23 protein-coding genes are annotated in these 22,394 nt (G+C 72.1%); 13 read left to right on the top strand and 10 right to left on the bottom strand.

Annotation, left to right across the window (positions count from 1 at the left end):
• Nucleotides 1-31: 31 nt before the first annotated feature.
• Together C8N24_RS22060 and C8N24_RS22055 are read right to left on the bottom strand one after the other, a co-directional pair.
• Complete coding sequence (locus C8N24_RS22060) at nt 32-1,369, bottom strand: PAS domain-containing protein (RefSeq protein WP_121254181.1); 1,338 nt, start codon at nt 1,367-1,369, stop codon at nt 32-34.
• Nucleotides 1,370-1,412: 43 nt separating this feature from the next.
• Nucleotides 1,413-2,429 (bottom strand): PAS domain-containing protein, encoded by a 1,017-nt coding sequence (locus tag C8N24_RS22055; RefSeq protein WP_121254179.1) that lies wholly within the window; start codon nt 2,427-2,429, stop codon nt 1,413-1,415.
• Between the two features lie 138 nt (nt 2,430-2,567).
• Between C8N24_RS22055 and C8N24_RS22050 the strand changes: the two genes are divergently transcribed.
• From C8N24_RS22050 to ppc, 5 genes are read left to right on the top strand one after another with little or no spacing between them, the layout of a single operon-like run.
• A complete protein-coding gene (locus C8N24_RS22050; RefSeq protein WP_121254177.1) occupies nt 2,568-4,151 on the top strand; it encodes a nitrite/sulfite reductase in 1,584 nt (527 codons plus the stop codon).
• Entirely contained in the window at nt 4,148-4,738 is a 591-nt protein-coding gene (locus C8N24_RS22045; protein WP_121254175.1) for a phosphoadenylyl-sulfate reductase, read from the top strand. The genes C8N24_RS22050 and C8N24_RS22045 overlap by 4 nt, the downstream gene beginning before the upstream one ends.
• The gene (gene cysD, locus C8N24_RS22040) at nt 4,735-5,652 is read left to right on the top strand and encodes a sulfate adenylyltransferase subunit CysD (RefSeq protein ID WP_121254173.1); all 918 of its coding nucleotides are present in this window, start codon (nt 4,735-4,737) and stop codon (nt 5,650-5,652) included. The genes C8N24_RS22045 and cysD overlap by 4 nt, the downstream gene beginning before the upstream one ends.
• Before the next feature lie 3 nt (nt 5,653-5,655).
• Nucleotides 5,656-6,867 (top strand): sulfate adenylyltransferase subunit 1, encoded by a 1,212-nt coding sequence (locus tag C8N24_RS22035; protein WP_121254170.1) that lies wholly within the window; start codon nt 5,656-5,658, stop codon nt 6,865-6,867.
• Nucleotides 6,868-6,880: 13 nt separating this feature from the next.
• Entirely contained in the window at nt 6,881-9,523 is a 2,643-nt protein-coding gene (gene ppc, locus C8N24_RS22030) for a phosphoenolpyruvate carboxylase (RefSeq protein WP_121254168.1), read from the top strand.
• On the opposite strand, the gene C8N24_RS22025 is transcribed toward ppc, so the two are convergent.
• The gene (locus C8N24_RS22025; RefSeq protein WP_121254166.1) at nt 9,520-10,311 is read right to left on the bottom strand and encodes an alpha/beta fold hydrolase; all 792 of its coding nucleotides are present in this window, start codon (nt 10,309-10,311) and stop codon (nt 9,520-9,522) included. The genes ppc and C8N24_RS22025 overlap by 4 nt on opposite strands.
• 50 nt (nt 10,312-10,361) lie before the next feature.
• On the opposite strand from C8N24_RS22025, the gene C8N24_RS22020 reads away from it, so the two are divergent.
• Nucleotides 10,362-10,826: a MarR family winged helix-turn-helix transcriptional regulator gene (locus C8N24_RS22020; RefSeq protein ID WP_121254164.1), complete on the top strand. Its 465-nt coding sequence runs from the start codon at nt 10,362-10,364 to the stop codon at nt 10,824-10,826.
• Here C8N24_RS22020 and C8N24_RS22015 read toward each other — a convergent pair.
• Nucleotides 10,823-11,875: a hypothetical protein gene (locus C8N24_RS22015; protein ID WP_121254162.1), complete on the bottom strand. Its 1,053-nt coding sequence runs from the start codon at nt 11,873-11,875 to the stop codon at nt 10,823-10,825. The two genes, C8N24_RS22020 and C8N24_RS22015, sit on opposite strands and share 4 nt — an antisense overlap.
• A 57-nt stretch (nt 11,876-11,932) precedes the next feature.
• Between C8N24_RS22015 and C8N24_RS34760 the strand changes: the two genes are divergently transcribed.
• The 4 genes from C8N24_RS34760 to C8N24_RS21995 all read left to right on the top strand — a co-directional run bounded on the left by C8N24_RS34760 (nt 11,933) and on the right by C8N24_RS21995 (nt 16,783).
• Nucleotides 11,933-13,276 (top strand): PRC-barrel domain-containing protein, encoded by a 1,344-nt coding sequence (locus C8N24_RS34760; protein ID WP_211340106.1) that lies wholly within the window; start codon nt 11,933-11,935, stop codon nt 13,274-13,276.
• A gap of 36 nt (nt 13,277-13,312) precedes the next feature.
• Nucleotides 13,313-13,834 (top strand): AAA family ATPase, encoded by a 522-nt coding sequence (locus tag C8N24_RS22005; protein ID WP_170179312.1) that lies wholly within the window; start codon nt 13,313-13,315, stop codon nt 13,832-13,834.
• A 228-nt stretch (nt 13,835-14,062) separates the two neighbouring features.
• Entirely contained in the window at nt 14,063-15,388 is a 1,326-nt protein-coding gene (locus tag C8N24_RS22000; protein ID WP_211340105.1) for an amidase family protein, read from the top strand.
• Nucleotides 15,389-15,391: 3 nt separating this feature from the next.
• Complete coding sequence (locus tag C8N24_RS21995) at nt 15,392-16,783, top strand: NAD(P)/FAD-dependent oxidoreductase (RefSeq protein ID WP_121254155.1); 1,392 nt, start codon at nt 15,392-15,394, stop codon at nt 16,781-16,783.
• A gap of 18 nt (nt 16,784-16,801) precedes the next feature.
• Here the strand turns inward: C8N24_RS21995 and C8N24_RS21990 are convergent, their stop codons facing one another.
• Nucleotides 16,802-17,743, bottom strand: a complete 942-nt coding sequence (locus C8N24_RS21990) for a manganese catalase family protein (RefSeq protein ID WP_121254153.1) — start codon at nt 17,741-17,743, stop codon at nt 16,802-16,804.
• 100 nt (nt 17,744-17,843) lie between these two features.
• Here C8N24_RS21990 and C8N24_RS21985 point away from each other — a divergent pair, with 100 nt between their 5' ends.
• From C8N24_RS21985 to C8N24_RS21975, 3 genes are read left to right on the top strand one after another with little or no spacing between them, the layout of a single operon-like run.
• The gene (locus tag C8N24_RS21985) at nt 17,844-18,509 is read left to right on the top strand and encodes a hypothetical protein (protein ID WP_121254151.1); all 666 of its coding nucleotides are present in this window, start codon (nt 17,844-17,846) and stop codon (nt 18,507-18,509) included.
• A gap of 5 nt (nt 18,510-18,514) precedes the next feature.
• Nucleotides 18,515-18,958 carry a phage holin family protein gene (locus C8N24_RS21980; protein WP_121254149.1) on the top strand — a complete coding sequence of 148 codons (444 nt, stop codon included), beginning with the start codon at nt 18,515-18,517 and terminating at the stop codon, nt 18,956-18,958.
• Nucleotides 18,959-18,975: 17 nt separating this feature from the next.
• Nucleotides 18,976-19,473 carry a hypothetical protein gene (locus C8N24_RS21975; protein WP_245971948.1) on the top strand — a complete coding sequence of 166 codons (498 nt, stop codon included), beginning with the start codon at nt 18,976-18,978 and terminating at the stop codon, nt 19,471-19,473.
• On the opposite strand, the gene C8N24_RS21970 is transcribed toward C8N24_RS21975, so the two are convergent.
• The 5 genes from C8N24_RS21970 to C8N24_RS21950 are packed head-to-tail and all read right to left on the bottom strand — an operon-like array spanning nt 19,470 to nt 22,380.
• Nucleotides 19,470-20,198 (bottom strand): lipoate--protein ligase family protein, encoded by a 729-nt coding sequence (locus tag C8N24_RS21970; RefSeq protein WP_211340104.1) that lies wholly within the window; start codon nt 20,196-20,198, stop codon nt 19,470-19,472. The genes C8N24_RS21975 and C8N24_RS21970 overlap by 4 nt on opposite strands.
• A gap of 11 nt (nt 20,199-20,209) precedes the next feature.
• A complete protein-coding gene (locus C8N24_RS21965; protein WP_147447929.1) occupies nt 20,210-20,605 on the bottom strand; it encodes an ATP-binding protein in 396 nt (131 codons plus the stop codon).
• A 28-nt stretch (nt 20,606-20,633) separates the two neighbouring features.
• Complete coding sequence (locus C8N24_RS21960) at nt 20,634-21,032, bottom strand: PaaI family thioesterase (protein WP_121254143.1); 399 nt, start codon at nt 21,030-21,032, stop codon at nt 20,634-20,636.
• Nucleotides 21,029-21,721, bottom strand: coding sequence for an alpha/beta fold hydrolase (locus C8N24_RS21955; protein WP_170179311.1), 693 nt, complete (start codon nt 21,719-21,721; stop codon nt 21,029-21,031). Before C8N24_RS21955 ends, C8N24_RS21960 begins: the two co-directional genes overlap by 4 nt.
• Nucleotides 21,718-22,380: a ferritin family protein gene (locus C8N24_RS21950; protein ID WP_121257914.1), complete on the bottom strand. Its 663-nt coding sequence runs from the start codon at nt 22,378-22,380 to the stop codon at nt 21,718-21,720. Before C8N24_RS21950 ends, C8N24_RS21955 begins: the two co-directional genes overlap by 4 nt.
• Nucleotides 22,381-22,394: the final 14 nt, after the last annotated feature.

The raw sequence follows: 22,394 nt of genomic DNA, 5'->3' as shown, positions 1-22,394 counted from the left end.
TTCGCGCGCGCATAGCGTCCGGCTCGGGGGGCTATGCGAGCGCGGCCACGGCCGACTGGACGGCCGCGACGTGGCCCGCCGACTCGCGCGCCGCGCGGCCGTCGTCGCGGTCCTCGCGATCACCGAGGGCGGAGAAGTCCTGCAGCTCGGTGCCGGCGGCTTCGACCTGCTTGCCGATCTCCTCGAAGAGAACGCGGACCTGCTCGGTGTCGGCGGCACGGGCGGCCTCGATGCGACCGTTGACCTCCAGGGCGCGGATGACGCTCAGATGGCGCTCGACGGTCTGCGACACGCCCGCCAGGCGGTCGAGCACGGTGTCGACGTCGGCCATCGAGGTGCAGACGGCGGTGCTCGCCTCGGCCACGGCCTGGGCCAGCAGGCGCAGCTGCGGTGCAGCGTCCGCGGTGGACATGCTCGCGTCGAGCAGCTCGCCGACGAACGCGGCCATCATCTCGGTCTGGATCTTGCCCGCGGCGGCGCGGAACGAGGTCTCGCTGAGGAGCGTGACGGCCTGCTCGAGCTCGGTGCCGAGGGTGAGGATCTCGGGCGCGGCGGCGTCGGAGCGGGTGCGCAGCAGCGACGCGACGGCGCCCAGCGCGCGACCGTCGCCGAGCCGGTCGGCCGCGAGGATCGCGTTCAGCGAGAACAGGCGGATCGACTCCGCCAGCTCCTCGACGAACCCGGACTTGCGCTTGAGGGACTCCGAGAGCGTGCCGTGGCCCGCGAGGCGCTCCCCGAGCGCGTGCAGCATCTCGACGGTGCTCTGCGACGCCTCGCCGACGGCACGCAGGCCGGGCTCGGCGCCCTTCAGGTCGAGCTCGCGCGACACGCCCGCCAGGGCGGCGTCGCGGGCCGCGACCTCGGCGCTGAACGCCGCGCGCATGAAGGACTCGTAGGTGTCGTGCCCGGCCTGGGCGAGCCGCGCCGTCAGCCGCTCGGCGCCGGCCTCGATCGAGGCCTTGCGCATGCGCGGGTCGCCGCCCTCGACGGACTCCTCGACCGCGCGGACGTCGGCGTAGATCTCCTGGGCGAGCGTGAACAGCGGCGACGTCGGCTTCAGGCGCACGGACAGGTAGCCCTCGCCGGCCGGGATCGCGATCGCCATGACCCAGTAGTGCGCGCCGTCCTTCGCGAGGTTCTTGACGTACGCCGCGACCGGGTTGCCCGCTTCGAGGAACTGCCAGAAGAGCCGGAAGACCGAGCGCGGCATGTCCGGGTGGCGGATGACGTTGTGCGCTCGCCCGATCAACTCGTCGCGCTCGTAGCCACTGACCCGCACGAAGACGTGGTTGGTCATGCGGATGTGGCCCTTGCGGTCCGTCGTGGACACGAAGAGCTCGTCGATGTCGAAGGGACGCTCGGCACTCATGGTGCCCCGGATAGTCGGCCGTCGCGCGGCCGTTCTTGACGCGTCAGCGCAGCGCCCCGAACGCGGCGAGCTCGGCACCGGCGAGCCGTACCTGACGTCCGATCTCCTCGAAGAGCGTCAGCACGTGCCCGGTGTCCGTCGCCCGGGCGGCCTCGATTCGGCCCTGCAGCTCGAGAAAGCGGATCGTCTTGAAGTGGCCGTCGATCGTCGCCACCGCCGCGCCGAGCTGCTCGAGCGCCGCGTCCAGCGTCCCGACGGTCCGCGCGACGGCCGCGCGCGCCACCGCCGCGGCCTCCCCCGTCTGGGGGTGCGCGGCCAGGAGCTGCGCGGCCGCGACCGCGAACCGCGCCTCCGCGTGCGCCGCCGCCACCCGCTCGATCTCGCCGCTGAGCGCGAGCAGGTCCGGGACGGCCGCGTCGGACCGCGTCTGCAGCAGCCCGGCGACCGCGCCGATCGCCGCCGAGTCGGCCAGCCGGTGCGCGGCCAGGATCGCGTTCAACGCGAACAGCCGGATCGATTCCGCCAGCTCCTCCACGAACGCGCGCTTGCGCTCCGCGCCGGCGAACGCCTCGTCCAGGCGAGCGAGCCGCCGCGCGGCGGCTTCGAGCTCGGCGTCCCGCGCCGCCGGTCGCGCGGACATCTCGGCCACGAACGCCGCGCGGAAGTCGGGCACGGCGACCGCCTCCCCCGCCAGCTCCGCCTCGCGCGCCGCCTGCAGCCGCTCGCGCGCGGCATCGAACGGCGCGCCGGCCGGCTTGAAGCCGACCCCGGCCACCCCCGCGGCCACCGGCACGCTCAGGACGAGCGCCCAGAAGCTCGCCCCGTCCTCGGCGAGGTAGCGGACGTACATCGGCCCCGGCTGGGGCGGCAGCAGCGCGACCGGCATCGCCGGGTGCCGGACGAACGCGTGCGTCTGCCCCTGCATCGCCTCCCGCCCGTAGCCCGTCAACCGCGCGAACACGGCGTCGGCCGCGACGAAGCGCCCGGCCGGGTCCGTGGTCCACATGAAGAGCTCGTCGGCGCCGAACGGGCGTTCCCGGGCCGATGCGATCAGCGCCATCGCCCGGGATTCTGGCCGGTTCGCGCGCCAGGCCGTTCCCTGGTATAAACTCGACAAAGGCGATCGGGAAAGAATCAACTTAATCCTGATCCGATTCCTTGTGATTTGCTCCTCCGGCGGGTACCTTCGGGGAACCCCATGAGCAAGATCGAACGCATTAAGGCCGAGACTGACGGCCTCGACGTACTGCCCGAGCTGCTCCGCGCCGCGCGCGAGGGGTGGGAGACGCTGAGCCCCGACCACGTCGGCCTGCTCAAGTGGTACGGGCTCTACGCGCACAACACCGGCGACGGGCACTTCATGCTCCGGACGAAGGTCATCCAGGGCAAGCTGAGCCTCGAGCAGGCCGAGGTGATGGCCGGCATCGCCGAGGAGTTCGGTCGCGGCGTGATCGACTGCACGACGCGCCAGTGCTTCCAGATCCACTGGATCCGGCTCGAGCACATCCCGGAGATCTTCGCCCGCCTCGACCGCGTCGGGCTGACGAGCTCGGGGGCCTGCGGCGACATCACCCGCAACGTCGTCGGCTGCACGCTGTCCGGCCTCGCGCATGACGAGGTCGTCGACGGCTACGCCACCGCCGAGGCGATCCACGAGCACTTCCTGGACAACAAGCTCTACTCGAACCTCCCGCGCAAGTACAAGATCTCCGTGACGGGCTGCGCCGAGGACTGCGCCCGCGGCCTGATCAACGACATCGCGCTCTCGGGCGCGATCGCCGACGACGGCACGCGCGGCTTCAACCTGCGCGTCGGCGGCGGCCTGTCCACGCAGCCGCGCTTCGCGCGCTGGATGGACGTCTTCGTCACGCCGGAGGAGGCCCCGGAGGTCATCGAGGGGATGACCGGCATCTTCCGCGACGCCGAGGAGAACCGGAAGGCGCGCGGCAAGGCGCGCCTGAAGTTCCTCGTGGACCGCGTCGGGCCCGAGGCGCTGCGCGAAGAGCTCGAGCGCCGCGTCGGCCGGCCGCTGCGCCGCGGCGTGCCCAAGCCGCCCGGCCCGGGCGAGGACCACATCGGCGTCCTCCCCCAGTCCGACGACGCCTTCCGCACGGTCGGCCTCGTCGTGCCGGTCGGCCGCCTGAAGGCCGCGCAGCTGCTCGAGCTGACCGAGCTCGCCCGCACCTACGGCGCGCGCCCCGACGACGCCCTCCGCCTCACCCACCAGCAGAACGTGCTGCTGCCGTGGATCCCGGCGGACAAGGTGGACGGGTTGCTGCTCGAGCCGCTGATCGGCGAGCTCACCCCCACCCCCACGCTCTTCCAGCGCGGCCTGCAGACGTGCACGGGCAAGGAGTACTGCGGTCTGGCCAAGGTCCACACCAAGGGCCCGGCGGTGGAGATCGCCAAGTTCCTGGACGAGCACGTGCGGCCGAACGGCCACGGCGACGACTTCCGCCTGCACTTCGCCGGCTGCTCGTCGAGCTGCGCGCAGCACCAGATCGCCGACGTCGGCATCGAGGGCGTGCTCAAGAAGGTCGACGGCGAGTTCGTCGAGGCGATGGACATCCGGATCGGCGGCCGCCTCGGCCCCGACCCCAAGTTCGGCGACGTCGTGATCAAGAAGGTCCCGAACTGGGAGCTCAACGACACGCTGCTGCGGATCTTCACCCTCTACGAGACGCACCACGCCGAGGGCGAGACGTTCCGCGACTTCGCGGGCCGGACCGACCCGCAGTGGTGGACGGACGAGCTCACGCCGGTCGAAGAGCCGGTCGCATGAGCTCGGTCACCGAGGTGCTGACGGAGGCCGTCGAGCGCCACGGGGACCGCCTCGTGATGCTCTGCTCGTTCCAGAAGGAGGAGTCGATCCTCGTCGACGAGCTGGTGAAGATCGCCCCGGACGCGCGGATCGTGACCATCGACACCGGCGTGCTGTTCCCGGAGACGCTCGCCACCTGGCGCGCGTTCGAGGAGCGCTTCGGCGTGCACATCGCGATCGAGGACGCCACCGGCGACTGGAGCGGGCCGGCCCACTGCTGCGGCGACCGCAAGGTCGCGGCGCTCGAACGTGCGCTCGACGGCGCGGACGCCTGGATCACGGGCATCCGCCGCGAGCAGTCGGCCACGCGCGAGCACGCGCAGCCGGTCGAGTTCGACGACAAGCGCCAGATCTGGAAGTACAACCCGCTCGTCGAGTGGACCGAGAAGGACCTCTGGAACCGGATCTTCGAGCGCGACCTGCCGTATCACCCGCTCCACGACCAGGGCTACTCGTCGATCGGCTGCGCGCCGTGCACGAATCCCGGCACGGGCCGCGAAGGCCGCTGGGCGGGGCTGTCGAAGACCGAATGCGGGCTGCACGTATGACCGCCATCTCCACCCCGGCGCTCTCGCACCTGCGAGCGCTCGAGGCCGAGGCGATCCACGTCATCCGCGAGGTGGCCGCCGAGCGCGAACGTCCGGCGCTGCTGTTCAGCGGCGGTAAGGACTCGATCGTCCTCGTCCGGCTGGCCCAGAAGGCGTTCGCGCCGGGTCGCGTGCCGTTCCCGTTGCTGCACATCGACACCGGTCACAACTTCCCCGAGGTGATCGCCTTCCGGGACAAGCTCGTCGCCGAGACGGGCCTGGAGCTGCTCGTCGGCTCCGTGCAGGAGTCGATCGACACGGGCCGCGTGCGTGAGGAGACCGGTCCGCGCGCTTCGCGCAACCGCCTGCAGACGGTCACGCTGCTGGACGCGATCGCCCAGCACCGCCTGGACGCCTGCTTCGGCGGCGCCCGCCGCGACGAGGAGCGCTCACGCGCGAAGGAGCGCGTGCTCAGCCTGCGCGACGACTTCGGCCAGTGGGACCCGCGCCGCCAGCGCCCCGAGCTGTGGGACCTCTACAACGCGCGCGTCCGCCCCGGCGAGAACATCCGCGCGTTCCCGATCTCGAACTGGACCGAGCTCGACGTCTGGCAGTACATCGCCTCCGAGGAGCTCGAGCTGCCCTCGATCTACATGGCCCACGAGCGCGAGGTGTTCGAGCGCGACGGGATGCTGTACGCGACCAGCGACTTCATCACGCTGATCGACGGCGAGGAGCCGTTCACGGCCTCCGTCCGCTACCGCACCGTCGGCGACATGAGCTGTACTGGTGCAGTTCGCTCACTGGCCCGCACACTTCCGGACGTGGTGGCGGAGATCGCGGCCACCAACATCACGGAGCGGGGCGAGACCCGCGCGGACGACCGGGCCACCGAGGCCGCCATGGAAGACCGCAAGCGCGAAGGGTATTTCTAAGCCGTGGACCTCCTGAGGCTCGCCACCGCCGGCAGCGTCGACGACGGCAAGTCGACGCTGATCGGCCGCCTGCTCTACGACTCCAAGGCCGTCCTGGCCGACCAGCTCGCCCACGTGGAGGAGCGCAGCGTCGACGGGCTCGACCTGGCGCTGCTCACCGACGGCCTGCGCGCCGAACGCGAGCAGGGCATCACCATCGACGTCGCCTACCGCTCGTTCGCGACGCCACGGCGGCGGTTCATCCTCGCCGACTGCCCGGGCCACGCCCAGTACACGCGCAACATGGTCACCGGCGCCTCGACCGCCGACCTCGCGCTGCTGCTCGTCGACGCCCGCGCCGGCCTGACCGAGCAGAGCCGCCGCCACGCCGCGATCGCCGCTCTGCTGGAGGTCGAGCACGTGATCGTGGCCGTCAACAAGATGGACCTCGTCGACTACAGCGAGGCCCGGTTCGACGAGATCGTGCGCGAGGTCCTCGAGCTCGGGGCCGCCATCGGCCTGCACGAGACGGACTTCATCCCGATCAGCGCGCTCAAGGGCGACAACGTCGTCGAGCGCTCGGCGGACATGCCCTGGTACGACGGGCCGCCGCTGCTCGAACGGCTCGAGACCGTGCCCGTCGAGCCGCCGGCCGTCCACGGGGCGCGGCTCCCCGTGCAGCTCGTGCTGCGCGGCGAGGGCGGCACGCGCTGGGCCGCCGGCCGTCTGGCCGCGGGCACGCTCAAGGCGGGCGACGAGGTCGTCGTGCTGCCGTCCGGCACGCGGACCCGCGTGGCGGAGGTGCGCGACGCCGACGGGGTGGCCGAGACGGTCGACGCGCCGCTGTCGGTCTCCATCCGGCTCGAGGACGAGGTCGACCTCGCGCGCGGCGAGCTGATCGCCGCCGTCGAGGACGCGCCCGCGCCGACGCGTGAGCTGAGCGCGACCGTGTGCTGGCTCGGCGACCGCCCGGCCCGCCCCGGGGACCGCTTCCAGCTCAAGCACGGCACGCGGTCCGTCCCGGCCAAGATCGACAGCGTCGAGGGCCGGATCGACTTCGAGTCGCTCGACTGGCCGACCGCCGACGAACTGCGCCTGAACGACATCGCTCACGTAAAGCTTCGCCTTGGCGGTGAGATCGCGGCCGACGCGTACGCGCGCTGCCACGCGACGGGCGCGTTCATCCTCGTCGACGAATCCACCCTGGACACAGTCGCCGCGGGCATGGTCTCGTAGCCTTTCGGACCACATGACGCGGCTTGATGTGCCCAGTCCTGCGCCCGCGCAGGCGACGGATGGGCTTGCCCAGGACACGGCGCTCCTCTCGGACGCGCTCAACAGCGTGCTCGAGGAGCAGGCGGGACGGATGTTCGCCTCCCGCCTGCAGTGGCTGTTCAAGACGGCCGCCGCCGTGCGCGCAGGCGACGAGGGCGCCGCCGAGCGGCTGGTCGCCTATCTGCGTGGTGTGCCGGACGAGTCGGTCGAGCCGATCATCCGCGCCTGCTCGCTCGAGCTCCAGCTCGCGAACATCGCCGAGGAGCGCGAGCGCGCGCGCCGCCGGCGCCAGTACGACCAGACCGGCGCGACCCAGCGCGAGTCGCTCGCGGAGACCGCGCAGATCCTGCGCGACCGCAACATCGACATCGGGCCGCTGATGGGCAAGCTGCAGATCGAGCACGTGCTCACCGCGCATCCGACGGAGGCCACGCGGCGCTCCGTCCTCGACCACCAGTGGGACGTCGCGGGCCTGCTCGACAAGCTCGACGACCCGCGCACCGGCCACGCCCGGCGCCGTCACCTCCTCAGCGAGCTGCGCGAGGACCTGACGCTGTGGTGGCAGACCGACGAGCTGCGCCGCGTGCGTCCGAAGGTCGAGGACGAGGTTCGCCGCAACCTGTTCTTCTTCGAGGCGGTCCTGTTCGACGCGATCCCCGCCGTCCTGGACGAGATCGAGCACGAGCTGGGCGTGAACCTCGTCCAGCCCGTCCTCACCTACGGCTCCTGGACCGGCGGCGACATGGACGGCCACCCCGAGGTCGGCGCCGACACGCTGGCGAGCGCGCTCGCGCTGCACCGGTCGACGGCGCTGACGCTCCTGCGCACCCGCGTCGACAAGCTCGCCCAGTCGTTCTCGCACTCCTCGCTGCGCGTCCCGGTCTCCCAGGAGCTCGAGGACTCCCTCGCGCAGGACGCGCAGGAGCTGCCGACCGCGCCCGTGCTGCGGCGCCCCCACCGCGAGTGGGAGCCGCTGCGCACCAAGCTCGGCTTCGTCCACCACCGGCTCGGCAACACGCTGACGCCGCGCGGCCGCGAGCCCGGCTACGCCGACGCGCAGGCGCTGGCGATCGACCTGCGGCTCGTCCTCGCGCACGTGAACTCACGCCACGTGGCGAGCGGGTCGATCCGGCGGCTGCTGTGGCAGGTCGAGGTCTTCGGCTTCCACCTGGCCGGGATCGACATCCGCCAGGGGGCGAACGTCGTCCGCGAGGCGACGGGCGCGACGCTGCCCGGCTTCGCCGACGCCGACGAGCCCGGCCGGATGGCGCTGCTCACCGAGGCCCTGGAGTCGGGCCGGCGTGGCATCACGCACGACCCGGGTGGCGAGGCCGGCGAGCTGCTGCGCGTGCTGGACACCGTCGCGCTGAGCGCCGAGGCGTTCGGTCCGCAGTCGGTGCCCGCGTTCGTGATCTCGATGACCGAGCGCCCCTCGGACGTGCTCGCCGCGCACTGGCTCGCGCAGCGCGCGCGGGCGACGTCACTGCGGATGGTGCCGCTGTTCGAGACCCGCCAGGCGCTCGAGGAGGCGCCGGCCACGATGGCCTCGCTCTACGCCGTCGAGCCGTACCTGACGCACCTGCGCACGCAGGCCAACCGCCAGACGGTGATGGTCGGCTACTCGGACTCGGGCAAGGACACGGGCTACGTCGCGTCCACGTGGGCGCTCTACAACGCCCAGGAGCAGCTCGCGGCGCAGGCCAAGGAGCTGGACCTGCAGCTGGAGCTCTTCCACGGCCGCGGCGGCTCGCCGTCGCGCGGCGGTGGACGCACGTACCGCGCGATCCTCGCGCAGCCGGAGGGCACGGTCGAAGGCCGGATCCGGATCACCGAGCAGGGCGAGACGATCGCGGCGCGCTACGCCGACGAGGAGCTCGCGCAGCGCTCGCTGGAGCAGACGGTGTCGGCCGTGCTGCTGGCGAGCGCGCTGCCGAACCCGCCGATCAAGGTCGAGTGGCGCGAGGAGATGGCGCGGCTGTCGCTGGTCTCGCGCCAGAAGTACCGGGGCCTGGTCTACGACGATCCGGAGTTCATCCGGTTCTTCAACCAGATCGCGCCGATCGCCGAGCTCTCGCAGCTGAACATCGGCTCCCGGCCGCCTTCGCGGAAGGGCTCCAGCGCCGTCGAGTCGCTGCGGGCGATCCCGTGGGTCTTCGCGTGGATGCAGAACCGCGTGCTGCTCACGTCCTGGTACGGGGCGGGCGAATCGCTCGCCTCCGGCGACCTCGAGATGCAGCGCGAGATGTTCCGCGACTGGCCGTTCTTCACCGGGCTGATCGGCACGCTGGAGATGGCGCTGTTCAAGACCGACCTCGGAGTCGCCGAGCGCTACCTGTCGCTGGTGGACGACGACATCGCCGAGCGCTTCTGGAGCGACCTGAAGGCCGAGCACGAGGCCGTCGTCGAGCGCGTGCTGGCGATCACGAACCAGCAGCGCCTGCTCGAGCAGACGCCGGCGCTCCAGGCCCGGCTCGAGCACCGCAACCCGTGGATCGACCCGCTCTCGCACCTCCAGGTCGAGCTCCTGCGCCGCCTGCGCGCGGGGCGCGACGAGGCGCGCGGGCCGCTGCTGGCCACGATCACGGGGATCGCGGCCGGCATGCGCAACACGGGCTAGTCGAGGAAGCCGAGGAGCGCCGCGGCCAGCTGGTCCGGCGCTTCGAGTGCGAGGTAGTGGGCCGTGCTGTCGAGGACGACCTCGGTGACGTCGGCCGCGACCTGGCGGAAGGCGGCGGCGGTGAAGTCTCCCGAGCCGCCGCCGATCGTCAGGACGGGTTGCGTGAGCTTCGGCAGCGAGCGGATCTCGTCACCCTCGGCGAGCATCGACCGGTAGAGGCCGGCGGCGCCGTTGAAGCCGTCGGGGCGGGCGTAGCTGCCGGCGATCGCGGTCAGGTCCTCGCCCTTGAAGGGCGTGAGGTTGGCGACCAGCACCCGTTCGCGACCCTCGAAGAACAGGTGTGCGACGCCCGGGGCCGCGAGCGCCCGGATGTGCCACGCCACGTCGGCAAGCTGCTCGAGGCCGAACCCCGGTAGGCCGGTCTCGATCGCCGTGAGGCTCCGGACGAGCTCCGGGCGGGTGGCGGCGACGCGGAACGTCGTCGGGCCGCTGATGTCCTGGCCCGTGAGGTGCACCGGGCCGACGTCCAGATGCTCGATCAGCGCGGCGAGGTCGGCGGCGGCGGTGGCGCTGTCGTGGTCGGGCTCGGCGGTCGCGGAGTCGCCGAAGCCGCGCAGGTCCACGGCGAAGACGCGGTGCCGCTCGCTCAGCAGCGGGATCAGGGAGCGGAACGTCCACCAGCTCTCCGGGAAGCCGTGGACGAGCAGGACCGGCGTTCCGTCGCTGCCGGCGGAGACGTAGTGGAGCTCGGTGCCGTTGACCGAGGCGCGGTGATGATCGACAACCATGTTGTCCAATCTAGCACCTGGACAACCTCGTTGTCGATACCCTGCTCTACATGGCTCAGTCACAGGGCGCCGAGCTCGCCATGCTGCTGCTCGGCGGCTTCCACACGATGGTCGACGAGGTGGTCGCGGAGCTGGACCGCCGCGGCCACGCGGGCGTACGCCCCGTGCACGAGTTCGCGCTGCGCGCCATCGACGGCGGCGCCGAGACCGCGTCGGACCTCGGGCGCCGGCTGGCGGTCACCAAGCAGGCGGCGGCGAAGACGATCGCCGCGCTCGAGGCGCTCGGGTACGTCACCCGGGAAGCCGACCCCGGCGACGCGCGCCGCAAGCGGCTGCGGGTCACGCCGCGGGGCCACGAGATGGTGGCCATCGGCAGCGGGTTGTTCGACGACGTCCGCGAGCGCTGGGCGGCGCGGGTCGGCGCGCCGGAGCTGGACCGCCTGCAGGCCCAGCTCGGGGAGCTCGTGGCCCGGCGGCCGCTGACCGCGGGCGACCTCGCCCGCGACGATGGCTAGACGCTGTCGCTCGGCGCCTTGTCGGGAGCGACGGCGCTGGTCCAGACGTCGTCGTCGCCGCTCTGGGCGGGGATCGTGATCTCGCCACGCGGAGACGCGAGGTCGATGGTCGTGACCTGCGCGGGCTCCTCGCTGTCCGCGGGCCGGTTGGCGACGACGAGCTGCGTGGCCGCGGGGTCCGCTTCATAAGCGACGACCAGCGCGTCCCCCTCGCGCCGGACGCTCGTCTTCGGGGCGGGCGTCTGCGGGGCGGGCCTGGTCGGCGTCGCCTGCTGGATGAGCGCCAGCGGGTCCTTCCAGTGGCGGCGCGAGCCGGGGCTCGTCGGGCTGTTGGAGTCGAGCGGTCCGCCGGCCTTCGTGTCACCCCAATGACCCGGCCAGTGGAGCCACTTCGGCGTGTCGGTCTCGACGATCTCGAGCGCCGGGTCGATCCGCGGGCCCTTGCCGTCGGCGCGATCGACCCAGTGCCCGGTCCAGTGCGTGCCGGGGCCGAAGTAGTTCGCGTGCGAGCCGCGGGCGACGTACACGAGCGGCCGCGCCCCGTGCTTGACGACCCGATCCCACGGCTGGACCTCGGCCTCGCGGTGCTGGGTGAAGACGGCGCGGACCGGCCGCTCGTCGTCGTCGAGCTCGATCTGGACGAGCTCCCAGTCGCCCTCGTGCTTGCCGCCGGAAAGCAGGTTCCCGAGGATCTTGAAGTCGTTGTAGTAGTAGAAAAGCCAGTACTGGAGCCACAGACGGCCGTTCCGGTCGCGCCGGGCGTGGCCGTACGCGCGGTTCGCGTACCGGGGCTGGGCGTGGAGCGCGCGGGCACTCGCCTCGTACGCACGGCTCCGGTCCCCGATCACGTCGCCCTTCTGCGCCGGGTACGTGCCGAGGTAGTCGAGCGTGAGCGTCGGCGGCTTGGCGATGACCGTCCCGTCGGCGCGACGCAGCTCGTTGGTCGGGGAGTCCGTCCAGATCGCCGCCGAGTCGGCGAAATACGCTTCCTGCGCGTCGTAGACGAGGCGTGGCCTGTGCCGCTCGAGCAGCGCGCTGGGGTCGGTCATGAGTTCCTCACCGTACCCGAGGCGTAGTCGAAGCTCGAGATGGGCAAAGATTCCGATATGGCTCAGCTGCCCACCCAGTCCCAATTCGGCGACTACGGCGAATGGCCCGGCCGCGACGTCCTCGATTCGAGCGGGCAGCGGCTGGGCGGTGTTCGTGAGATCTACCTCGACCGCGAGACCGGGCGCCCCGAGTGGGTCCTGGTGGACGTCGACGGCTCCGACGCCCGCTTCGTCCCGCTCGCCGACGCGAGCGTCGAGTCGCGGTCGATCCGCGTCGCCCACACCGCCGACAAGATCAAGAGCGCGCCCGGCATCGGTGCCGAGCCGCGCATCGACCAGTCCGAGGAGCGCCGCCTGTACGCGCACTACGGGCTCGGCTACTCCGAGGACGACTCGGGCAGTGGCCTGCCGTCGACCGACGAGCCGCCGGCCCCCACGGGCTGGGGCCAGAAGGACGAGCCGGCCTGGCAGGCCCGTGGCGGCGAGACGACGACCGACGAGCAGGACACGTCCTCATGGAGCTCGGCCGCCGAGCCGACCATCGACGCGCCGCCGCCCGCCGAGCCGCCGAGCCCGGCGGAGATCGAGTCGGCGCAGATCCCGGACGAGCCGCCGGCCGCGAGCGGCCTCTACGAGACGGCGCCGTTCGGGGCCGTCGCGCCGAAGGACGAGCCGACCGACGCGGTCGACGCGCCGCCGCTGTTCGCCGAGCCCGCGGACGACGACGTCGCCGCCGTCTCGCTCGACCGCGCCGAGGAGGACGCGACGCTGGCGGGCGAGGCCACGACCGACGAGGCGACGACGGACGCGCCCGCCAACGAGGCCACGACCGAGCAGCCCGCGCTCGAACCCGCCGACGAGCCCGCCGCGCTCGAGCCCGCCGACGAGCTGCCCGCGCTCGAGCCGCCCGCGGACGACGCCTCGCTGAGCGCGACCGACGAGACCGCGGACACGACCGTGATCGGCGACACGTCGCCGCTCGCCTCGGACGCCGAGGACGAGGGCCCGCCCGTGGGCGCGCTGGACTCGCCGCCCGCCGACGCGCCCGGCGCGCTGCACACGCCGCCCGCCGCGGCCGCGTTCTCGCAGGCGCAGGACCCGGCGGACGCACCCACGCCGCCGATCACGGCCGACGAGCCCGAGGCCGCCGACTCCGCGGCGCCCGCCGACTCGACGTCATCCCGGTGGCCGGACAAACGCGGTCAGGGGTCGTCGCCCCACGCGGCCCCGCCCGAGGCCGCGTCGATCCCGAAGCAGCCGCTCGGCGCCGCCCCGCCGATCAACGAGGAGCAGGGCGCGGCCGGCGGCGCGCTGGAACGCGTCAAGCGGGACCCGAAGAAGGTGGCGCTCGCCGCGGTCGGCGCGGCGGTGCTGTTCTTCATCGTCCGTCGCCTGCGCTAAAGGAGATCGTTATCCATGGCCCCCACACTGGGGGCCATGGATCTCATCTTCCCCTCAGACTCCGTGATCGTCGTCGCCGGCGTGCCCGGGGCGGGGAAGACGACGCTGCTGCGGCGCGCGGTCGACCGTGAGCTCGCGACCGTGGTGGACACCGACGACCGTGCGCGTCGCGGCCCGCTCCTGTACCTCGGCCACTACGCGCGGATCGCGATGGCGATCGCCGGCGCGAAGCCCGCGGTCATCCACTCGCGCGGGACGAAGACCGTGGCCCGGCGGACCATCCTCGCGCTCGCCACGCTGCGCGGACGCCCGGCGCACCTGCTCCTGCTGCACGCGGACCGGGCCGTCGCGGAGGCGGGCCAGCGCGCCCGCGGCCGGACCGTCTCTGACAGTGAGATGGACCGCCAGGTCGGTGACTGGCAGGCGCTGCTGGCGTCAGGCACGTTGCAGGCCGAAGGCTGGGCGACCGTTGAGCTGATGGACCGCGAGCGCGCCGCGGCGGTCACCGAGCTGCGCTTCACCCCGGCTCACCACGCCGCCCCGGCACTCGCCGCTTAAGGGTGCAAGACCTTTCCGTAATCACTCCGGAATCGCCGTTCTGCTGCAGGTCTTTACGTCCACGAAAACTTGTCTGAGCCGAAGCTGGCCTCCAAGGTGGATCAGCAGCTCGAGCTTCGCGGACGTCGTCCCGAAATGCGTGAAGGCGGAACTTACCGTCAGCAGGTCGTCGTGACGGCAACGTCGAGATGCGCGAGACCGCCGCGGGCGCTAGTAGAGTCCGGCGGCGTGTGGGGGCGATCCGCGTCGGAGTTCGCCGCGGGCATCCGCGCCCGGGAGCTCAGCGCGCGTGAGGTGATGCAGAGCCACCTCGAGCGGATCGAGGAGATGAACCCGCTCGTGAACGCGATCGTCACGCAGCTGGATCCCGAGCTCGCGCTGAAGGCCGCCGACGAGGCGCCGCCTGGCCCGCTGCAGGGCTTGCCGATCGCCGTCAAGGACCTCGAGGACACGGCGGGCATGCGCACCACCTACGGCTCGCCGCTGTTCGCCCAGCACGTGCCGACGAGCGACTCGCTGCTGGTCGAGCGGCTGCGGCAGGCCGGTGCGGTGATCATCGGCAAGACGAACACGCCCGAGTTCGGCGCCGGCTCGCAGACGTTCAACCCGGTGTTCGGCGCGACGCGAAACCCGTACGACCTGTCCCGGACGCCGGGTGGGTCGAGCGGCGGCGCGGCGGCGGCCGTCGCGGCGGGGATGATCCCGTTCGCCGACGGCTCCGACCTGGGTGCGAGCGTGCGCAACCCGGCCGCGTTCTGCGGCCTCTACGGCCTGCGCCCCACGCCGGGCCGGATCCCGGACCATGGCCCTGGCGATCCGTACAACCCGTTCCCGGTGCTCGGGGCGATCGCCCGCACGCCGCAGGACGTCGCGCTGCTGTTCTCGGCCCTCGCCGGCCCCGATACCCGCGACCCGCTCTCGATCCAGGAGCCCTGGCCGCTCCCCGCCGACCTGCGGTCGGACCCGGCGGGTCTGCGGATCGCCTGGAGCGAGACGCTCGGCGGGCTGCCCGTCGAGCCCGAGGTCACCGCCGTCCTGCAGACGGCGCGCGCCGCGCTCGAGGACCTGGGCTGCGTCGTCGAGGACGCGGAGCCGGACTTCAGCGGCGCCGACGAGTGCTTCGAGGTGCTGCGCGGCGTCGGGTTCGCGGCCGCCTTCGAGGACATCATCGACGACGTCAAGCCGACGCTGCGGGCGAACATCCGCTTCGGCCAGCACCTGGACGCGGCGCGGATCGCGAAGGCGCTCGCCCTCCGAGGCGAGCTGTTCACCCGGATGCGCGAGTTCCTGACCCGCTACGACTTCCTGGCCGCACCCGTCACGCAGGTCGCGCCGTTCAGCGTCGACCTGGAGTACCCGACCGAGATCGCCGGGCAGCGGATGGGCTCCTACCTCGAGTGGTTCCGCTCCTGCAGCCGGATCACGGTCACCGGCCACCCCGCCCTGGCCGTGCCGGCGGGGTTCACCCCGAGCGGGTTGCCCGTCGGCCTGCAGCTCGTCGGCCGCCATCGCGGCGAGCTCGCGCTGCTCCAGCTCGCCGAGGCGCTGCGGTAGCGGATGCCCTGGCCCACCACCGCGCCCACCGACGCGCACCGGGCGAGCTACCGGGACGCGGAGCCGCGTTCGTACTGGCTACGGACGCCGCACGCCCCGACGCCGGCCCTGACGGAGGCCACGTCCGCGGACCTGTGCATCGTCGGCGGTGGCTTCACCGGGCTGTGGGCGGCGCTCTACGCCGCGCAGCAGGGCAAGGACGTCGTCGTGCTGGAGGCCGAGACCGCCGGATTCGGCGCCAGCGGGCGCAACGGAGGCTTCGTCGTCGCGTCGCTCACCCACGGGATCGACAACGGCATGGCGCGGTTCGCCGAGGAGATGCCGGTCCTGGAGCGGCTCGCGCTGGAGAACTTCGACGGCCTCCGAGCGGACCTCCAGACGCACGGCATCGACTGCGACTTCGAGGCCACCGGCGAGCTGCTGGCCCTGACGGACGAGTACCAGCTGCCGTGGCTGGAGGAGGAGCGCGAGCTGCTCACGCGCTTCGGCCACGAGGTCACCGTGCTCGACCAGGCCGCGATGCAGGCGCAGGTCGCCTCCCCCACCTACCTCGGTGGCGTCTGGGACCACACCGGCGCCGGCATCCTGGACCCGGGCAAGCTCGCGCTCGGCCTGCGCGACGCCGCGTTGCGCGCGGGCGTCCGCATCTACGAGCACTCCGCCGCCCACCACGTCACCGACGACCTGCACGTGCTGACGGCGCAGGGCCGGGTGAAGGCGGGCCGCGTGCTGCTGGCGACGAGCGCCTACCCGCCGCTGCTGCGGGCCATCAAGCGCTACGTCGTGCCGGTGTACGACTACGCGCTGATGACCGAGCCTGTGGACTTACGGGAAGTCGGGTGGGCCAATCGCCAGGGCATCGGTGACGGTGGCAACCAGTTCCACTATTACCGCCGGACCCGGGACGGCCGCATCCTCTACGGTGGGTGGGACGCGGTTTACCGTTACAAGGGTCCGGTCGGCCCGCGCCACGACGAGCACGACGCCACCTTCGCCACGCTCGCCCAGCACTTCTTCCACACGTTCCCGCAGCTTGAGGGCACGCGCTTCACCCATCGCTGGGGCGGGGCGATCGACACCAGCAGCCGCTTCAGCGTGTTCTTCGGCACTGCACATCAGGGCCGGCTCGCGTACGCGACGGGGTACACCGGCCTGGGCGTGGCGGCCGCGCGCTTCGGCGGGCGTACCGCGGTGGACGTCCTCGACGGACGCATGACGGACGCGACCCGCACGCGCTACGTGCGCAGCAAGCCGATCCCGTTCCCGCCCGAGCCGCTGCGCTACGCGGTCATCCAGTACACGCGCGGCCGGCTCGCGGCGGCCGACCGCAACGCGGGCCGGAGAGGACTCTGGCTGCGCACGCTCGACCGCCTCGGGCTGGGCTTCGATTCTTGAAAGAGGGACTGTCCCTCTCTAAGAGAGCTTGTCCTTGACCTTGGAGACGAGGCCGTCGTCGTCGTTGGCCACGATGCCCGTGACCTTGTCCGGGAGGCCGGCGGCCTTGCGCAGCTTCTGGGCGATCTCGGCGATCTCCTCAGGCGCGTAGTCCGGCGCGAAGACGTCGGTCTCCGGCGGCAGGTCCTGCGGCGGGAAGCCCTCCGGCGCGTGGTCGACGACCTCGAGGTCCTCGCCCGTCTCCGGGTGCGGGCCGTTGAAGACCGCGATCACCTCGCGGTAGTCCTCGGGCGAGAAGCGGTACAGCTTCTTGTGCTCCCCGGCCTCGATGTGCGGCTGGCACTCGGGGATCTTCGCCGTCGGGATGCGCGGCGACGGGAACAGCTTGGACATGTCCGCGCCGGTGAGCTTCTCGAGCGCGCGCGCGTACGCGACCTGGTGGACGCCACCGCGCACGAGCAGGTAGCCGGTCAGCGCACGCGCCGCCGGATGGTCACACATCTCATACACGCGCAGCTTGCCGGAGCGGGCGCCCGTCTCGAGGAAGTAGTTGTGAGTGAGGTCCTCGACGAGGTCGCCCGAGGAGTGCACGTAATCGCCCGTCCACGGCGTGCCGTGTGAGTCGGCCGGAAGCGCACCCTTGCCACCGAAGTTGTAGTGGTGCTTGTACGCCTCGCTCTCGACGTCACGGATGTCCACGCCCGTGAGCATCGTGTTGATCGTCGCGGCGACGAGCTCGATGTGCCCGTACTCCTCCGCGGCGATGTTCGCGATCAGGTCGTAGAACGGCCGCGTGCCCTGGCGGAAGCGGTAGTTGAACGACTGGAACGTGTAGTTCATCAGCGTTGACATCTCGCCGAACTTGCCGCCCATCAGCTCCTGGACGGTCGCGGCGCCCGCGGGGTCCGGCGTCGAGGGAGGCGGCAGCTCGGTCTGCCAGCGGTCAATACGGAGGATCATGTCCGGACCCCTACCCACGTCTCAGACGCATGACGGGTCGGCGTCAGGACTCCTACCAGTCACGAGTGCCGACCGCTGCGGTTGGCAAGCCCCACCGGCCATGAGCACTCTTGGGGGAACCGCTTCGGCCAATGGGCCGAGCTCCACCACCGATCAAGCCAAGGAAAAGGCGGCGGAGAAGGCGCAGCAGGCGAAGGGCCAGGCCGCGAGCCGGGTCCGTGAGCAGGTCGACACGCGCTCGACGCAGGCCGGCGAGCAGGTCAGCTCGACCGCGTCCGACATCCGCAGCGTCGCCGACCAGCTGCGCGAGCAGGGCAAGGACCAGCCCGCCAAGCTCGCCGAGCAGGCCGCACAGCGCGCCGAGTCGCTCGGCGACTACCTGCAGCGCTCCGACGGCGACACGATCCTCCAGGACCTGGAGGACTTCGGTCGTCGGCAGCCGTGGGCCGTCATCGCCGGCGGCGTCGCGCTCGGCTTCGCGGCCTCGCGCTTCCTGAAGGCGTCCAGCACGCGGCGCTACGAGACGCGCGGGACCGGCAGCAACGGCGGCTACCGGCCGCCGACCACGAGCCCCGGCCTGACCGCGGGCGCGCCGACCAGCCGCACCGGCCTCGCCGCGGACGACATGATCGACCCGCCCGGGACCGGCACCGGCGTGCCGCCCGTCGGCGGCACCGGCCAGCCGCCGCGCGCGGGCACGGTCGTGACCGATCCGGGCGCAGCGGCCGGGGACATCCCGATCCGCCGCGAGGACTACACCCGCTGAATCCCATGGCCACCCACGACCCCACCAACGGGGGCGCTCGCGCCGTCGAGCCGGACCCCCGCGACAAGGGCCTCGGCGAGCTGGTCAAGGATCTGGCGAGCCAGACCTCCACGCTCGTGCGCCAGGAGATCAAGCTGGCGCAGGCCGAAGTCACCGAGAAGGGCAAGGTCGCGGGCAAGGGCGCCGGCATGCTTGCCGGCGCGGCCGTCGTCGCCCTCCTCGGGCTCGGAGCGCTCACCGCGTTCCTGATCATCGTCCTCGACAGCTTCCTGCCGCTCTGGCTGGCCGCGCTGATCGTGACGTTGCTGTGGCTGGCGCTCGCCGCCGTCCTCGGACTCGCGGGCAAGAACGCGATCCAGAAGGCCACGCCGCCCGCACCCCAAACCGTTGAGACCGTGAAGGAGGACATCCAGTGGGCGAAGACCCAGACCGGATCCGCCGCGAGATAGAGCAGACCCGCGCGGAGATGGGTGAGACCGTTGACGCGCTCGGCTACAAGACCGACGTCAAAGCGCGTGCCAAGGACTCGATCCAGGACAAGAAGGAGAGCGTGATGGGCGTCGCCTCATCGGCCAAGGAGCGCCTCGTCGGCGCCGGACAGACCGTCGGCGACAAGACGCCCGACACCGAGCAGGTCAAGGGCCAGGCCAAGAAGGCGGTGAGCGTCGCCCAGTCCAACCCGCTCGGGCTGGCGGTCGGCGCCGTGGCCGTCGGCTTCCTCGCCGGCATGCTCGTCCCCGCGACGCGCGTCGAGGACGAGAAGCTCGGCCAGATCTCCGACGACGTGATCGATCGCGCCAAGGAGACCGGTCAGGAGGCCCTCGAGCGCGGCAAGCAGGTCGCGCAGGAGGCCGCCCAATCGGCGCAGGAGACCGCCAAGGAGAGCGGCCAGCAGCACGCCGAAGAGCTCAAGGGCTCCGCGCAGGACCACGCGCAGGAAGCCGCTTCGAGCGCGCGCTCCTAAGGCCTGCGTTCCGCTTCGAGCCGGTGGGCCAGGGCGAGGGTCTCCTCGTCCAGGTTCGCCGGCTCGAGGTCGTCATAGGCCGCGATCACCGCCGCCTCCACCGCGTCCAGCGTCAGCCCTTCGACCTCCTCGTCGAGTGCGCCCGCGGTGGCCTCGTCCCACTCGAACGCCAGCGCGCCGAGGACGTCGCGCAGCACGGCGCGTAGGCCCGGGCCGTCGTGGACGACGACCGAGGCGCCCAGCAGCGCCGCGCCGCGCACGAGCCGCTGGGCCGTGCCGATCAGCTTCACCTTGCCGCGTGCGTTGACGCTGTACTCGCCCGGGCAGTACTCGTGGGGGACCTCTCCCACGCGCGCGTCCACGCCGAGTGTCCGCAACGCGCCGGCGAGGCGCTCACCTTCGCGTGCGAAGCGGTCGTGGGTGCCGGTGGCGGGATCGGCGAGCGCCCACACCACGTCGATCCCGATCGACGCCTCGTTGTAGGCCGCGGCGTGACCGCCGGGGAGCCGCAGCACCGGCTCGTAACCGTGCTCGCGGGCGGCCGCCACCGCCCGCTCATACCCCGGGCTGAGCTTGTCGAGCTTCCCGAAGGCCACCGCGGCGCGCGGGCGGTAGACGCGCAGCGTGCTCGGCAGCTCGCCCTTGGAGACGCGGGTCAGCAGCGCGTGGGAGATCGCGAGCTCGAGGGCGGCCGTTCCGGCGGCCCCGGAGCGCAGCAACTGCATGCTCGGTAACTCTAGGCGGCGCGACTGACGTTGAAGCGCATGACGACCTCGGTGCCGCCGTCCTCGGGCGCGCGCACGTCCGCCGAGTCCGCGACCTGGGCGATCAACCCGAGCCCGAGCCCGAGCCCGGGCGAGTCCACGCGCGGCGCGAGACCGCTGCCCTCGTCGCGCACGTAGAAGCACACGTGGTCCTCGTACTCCTCGGCCTCGATGGTCACGCTGCCGGGCTCGGCGTGGTCGCGGTAGGCGTGCAGGACCACGTTGGTCGCCGCCTCCGTGATCGCCAACGCTATGTCGCTCAGGACAGCGCGATCCTCCACGTAGGACCGCGCCCAGTCGACGACTGCACGGCGGGCCTGCATCGGGGTTTCGCGCGCGGCAGCGAAGGACCACGCGGCATGGGGCACGATCCGCCGCTACCCCGTCCGGGACGAATCAAACCCGTTTCGGGCGCACGGCGATCGCAACGGTCGCGATGGCGCTCACCGGACCACCCGGCGGCCCGATCTCGACGTCCCACAGCCACTCGGTCTCGCCCCGCGCGCGGCACGTGGCGACCGCCTCCAGCGCACCCTCGCGAACGGCGCCGACCACGTGCGTGGAGTTGTTGAGCCCGGACGCGATGAACCCGTTCGGGAGCACCTCGACCGCGGTTCCCGTGGACGCGATCGACTCCGCCATGGCTGCGTATACGCCACTCTGGACGGTGCCGTCCGCGCCGAGCACCGCCGGCGTCACGGTGACCCGCGCCCGGGTGGGCTCCAGGTACTCCAGCCCGTAGCGCGCGTCGAACGTCTGGTCGAGCGGGACGACGATGTGGTCTTCGATCCTCACAGGAACTCCGTCACGGCTCGCAGGGTCTCCTCGGGGGCTTCCAGGTGCGGAGCGTGCCGGCAATCGAGCACGACGCGGCGCGCCTCGATGAGGTCCAGCTGGGCGAGCGTGCCGTACTGGTCCTGGGCCCCCTGGATGGCGAGCGTCGGCGCCGTCACGCGCGCCAGTACGTCCTCGATGTTCCAGTCGCGGAACGCCGGGTCGAGCCAGATGTCGTTCCACAGCCGGAACGTGCGCTCGGGGTCGCGGTGGTAGCGGGCCATCCGCGCCTTGAGGTCCGTGGTCTCGAAGGCGGTCCGCGCCGCCTCGATGCTCGCGACGGTCACGTCCTCGACGAACACGTGCGGGGCGAGGAGCACGAGCCGGTCGACCGGGTGCTCGGACGCATGGATGAGCGCGATCGAGGCGCCGTCGCTGTGGCCGATCAGCACGGGGCGCTCGAGGCCGTGCTCGGCGAGCAGCCGCGGGAGCACGTCGAGCGCCTCCTCGTGCATGAAGCGCGGCGTGCGCGGCCCGTCCGGAAGGTCCGACCAGCCGTGTCCGGCGCGCGAGTAGAGGAACACGCGACGTCCGGTGGCGGCGTGCACGCGGGCGGGGAAGTCGCGCCAGAGCTCGACCGATCCGAGCCCTTCGTGCAGGAAGACGAGCGCCGGCTCGGTGCCCGGCAGCTCCTGCGTCTCGAGCGTCAACGGACGGCCGCCATGCGGCGGTGCAGCGTCCGGAGCACGCGCTCGGCCTGCTCGGGCGCCCACAGCTCGGCGGCGCGCGCGCCCTCGGCGAGGATGGCGTCGATCTGGGCCTCGTCGAGGTCGGCGTCGTTCAGGCAGCGCGTGCCGAAGCCGATGTGCCACTTCTCGTCCCGCAGCACGAGCTCCATGCCCTCGTAGAGGCCGGGCAACTGCGCCTTGTCGAGGATCTCCAGCAGCGCGTACTGGCCGGCGGTGAAGACGACGCCCTCCAGGACCATGTGGTAGAGCCCGACGGCCTCGACGCCCGCCTGCGCGGCCGCTTCCGGGAGCCGGCGCTCGAAGATGTCGACGAACGCGGGTGAGACGTGCGCGCGTGGGTCGGAGAGGCCGACGGCCTGCGCGTAGCGGGCGAAGAAGCGGGCGTGGCGCTCCTCGTCGCGCCGCTGGGCCGCGAACGTCGCGGCCGCGTCGCCGTCGAAGAACGCGTGCAGGTGCTCGGCGACGCCCGCCTCCCCGACGATGAACCCGGCGACGAGCTCCTTGATGCGCGTGTCGGCGACGGTCGGCCAGTTCCGCGCATCGGTGGTCAGGTCGATCGCCTCGTCGTCCCACTGGATGCGGTCCGCGAGGCGCAGGAAGTGCTGGTACCCCGCGATCACCCACCTGACCGTAC

It is taken from the genome of Solirubrobacter pauli, assembly GCF_003633755.1.
Classification (GTDB): Bacteria; Actinomycetota; Thermoleophilia; order Solirubrobacterales; family Solirubrobacteraceae; genus Solirubrobacter; species Solirubrobacter pauli.
The sequence above is the reverse complement of the archived record's forward strand: the minus strand, read 5'-3'. Positions and strand labels throughout refer to the sequence as shown.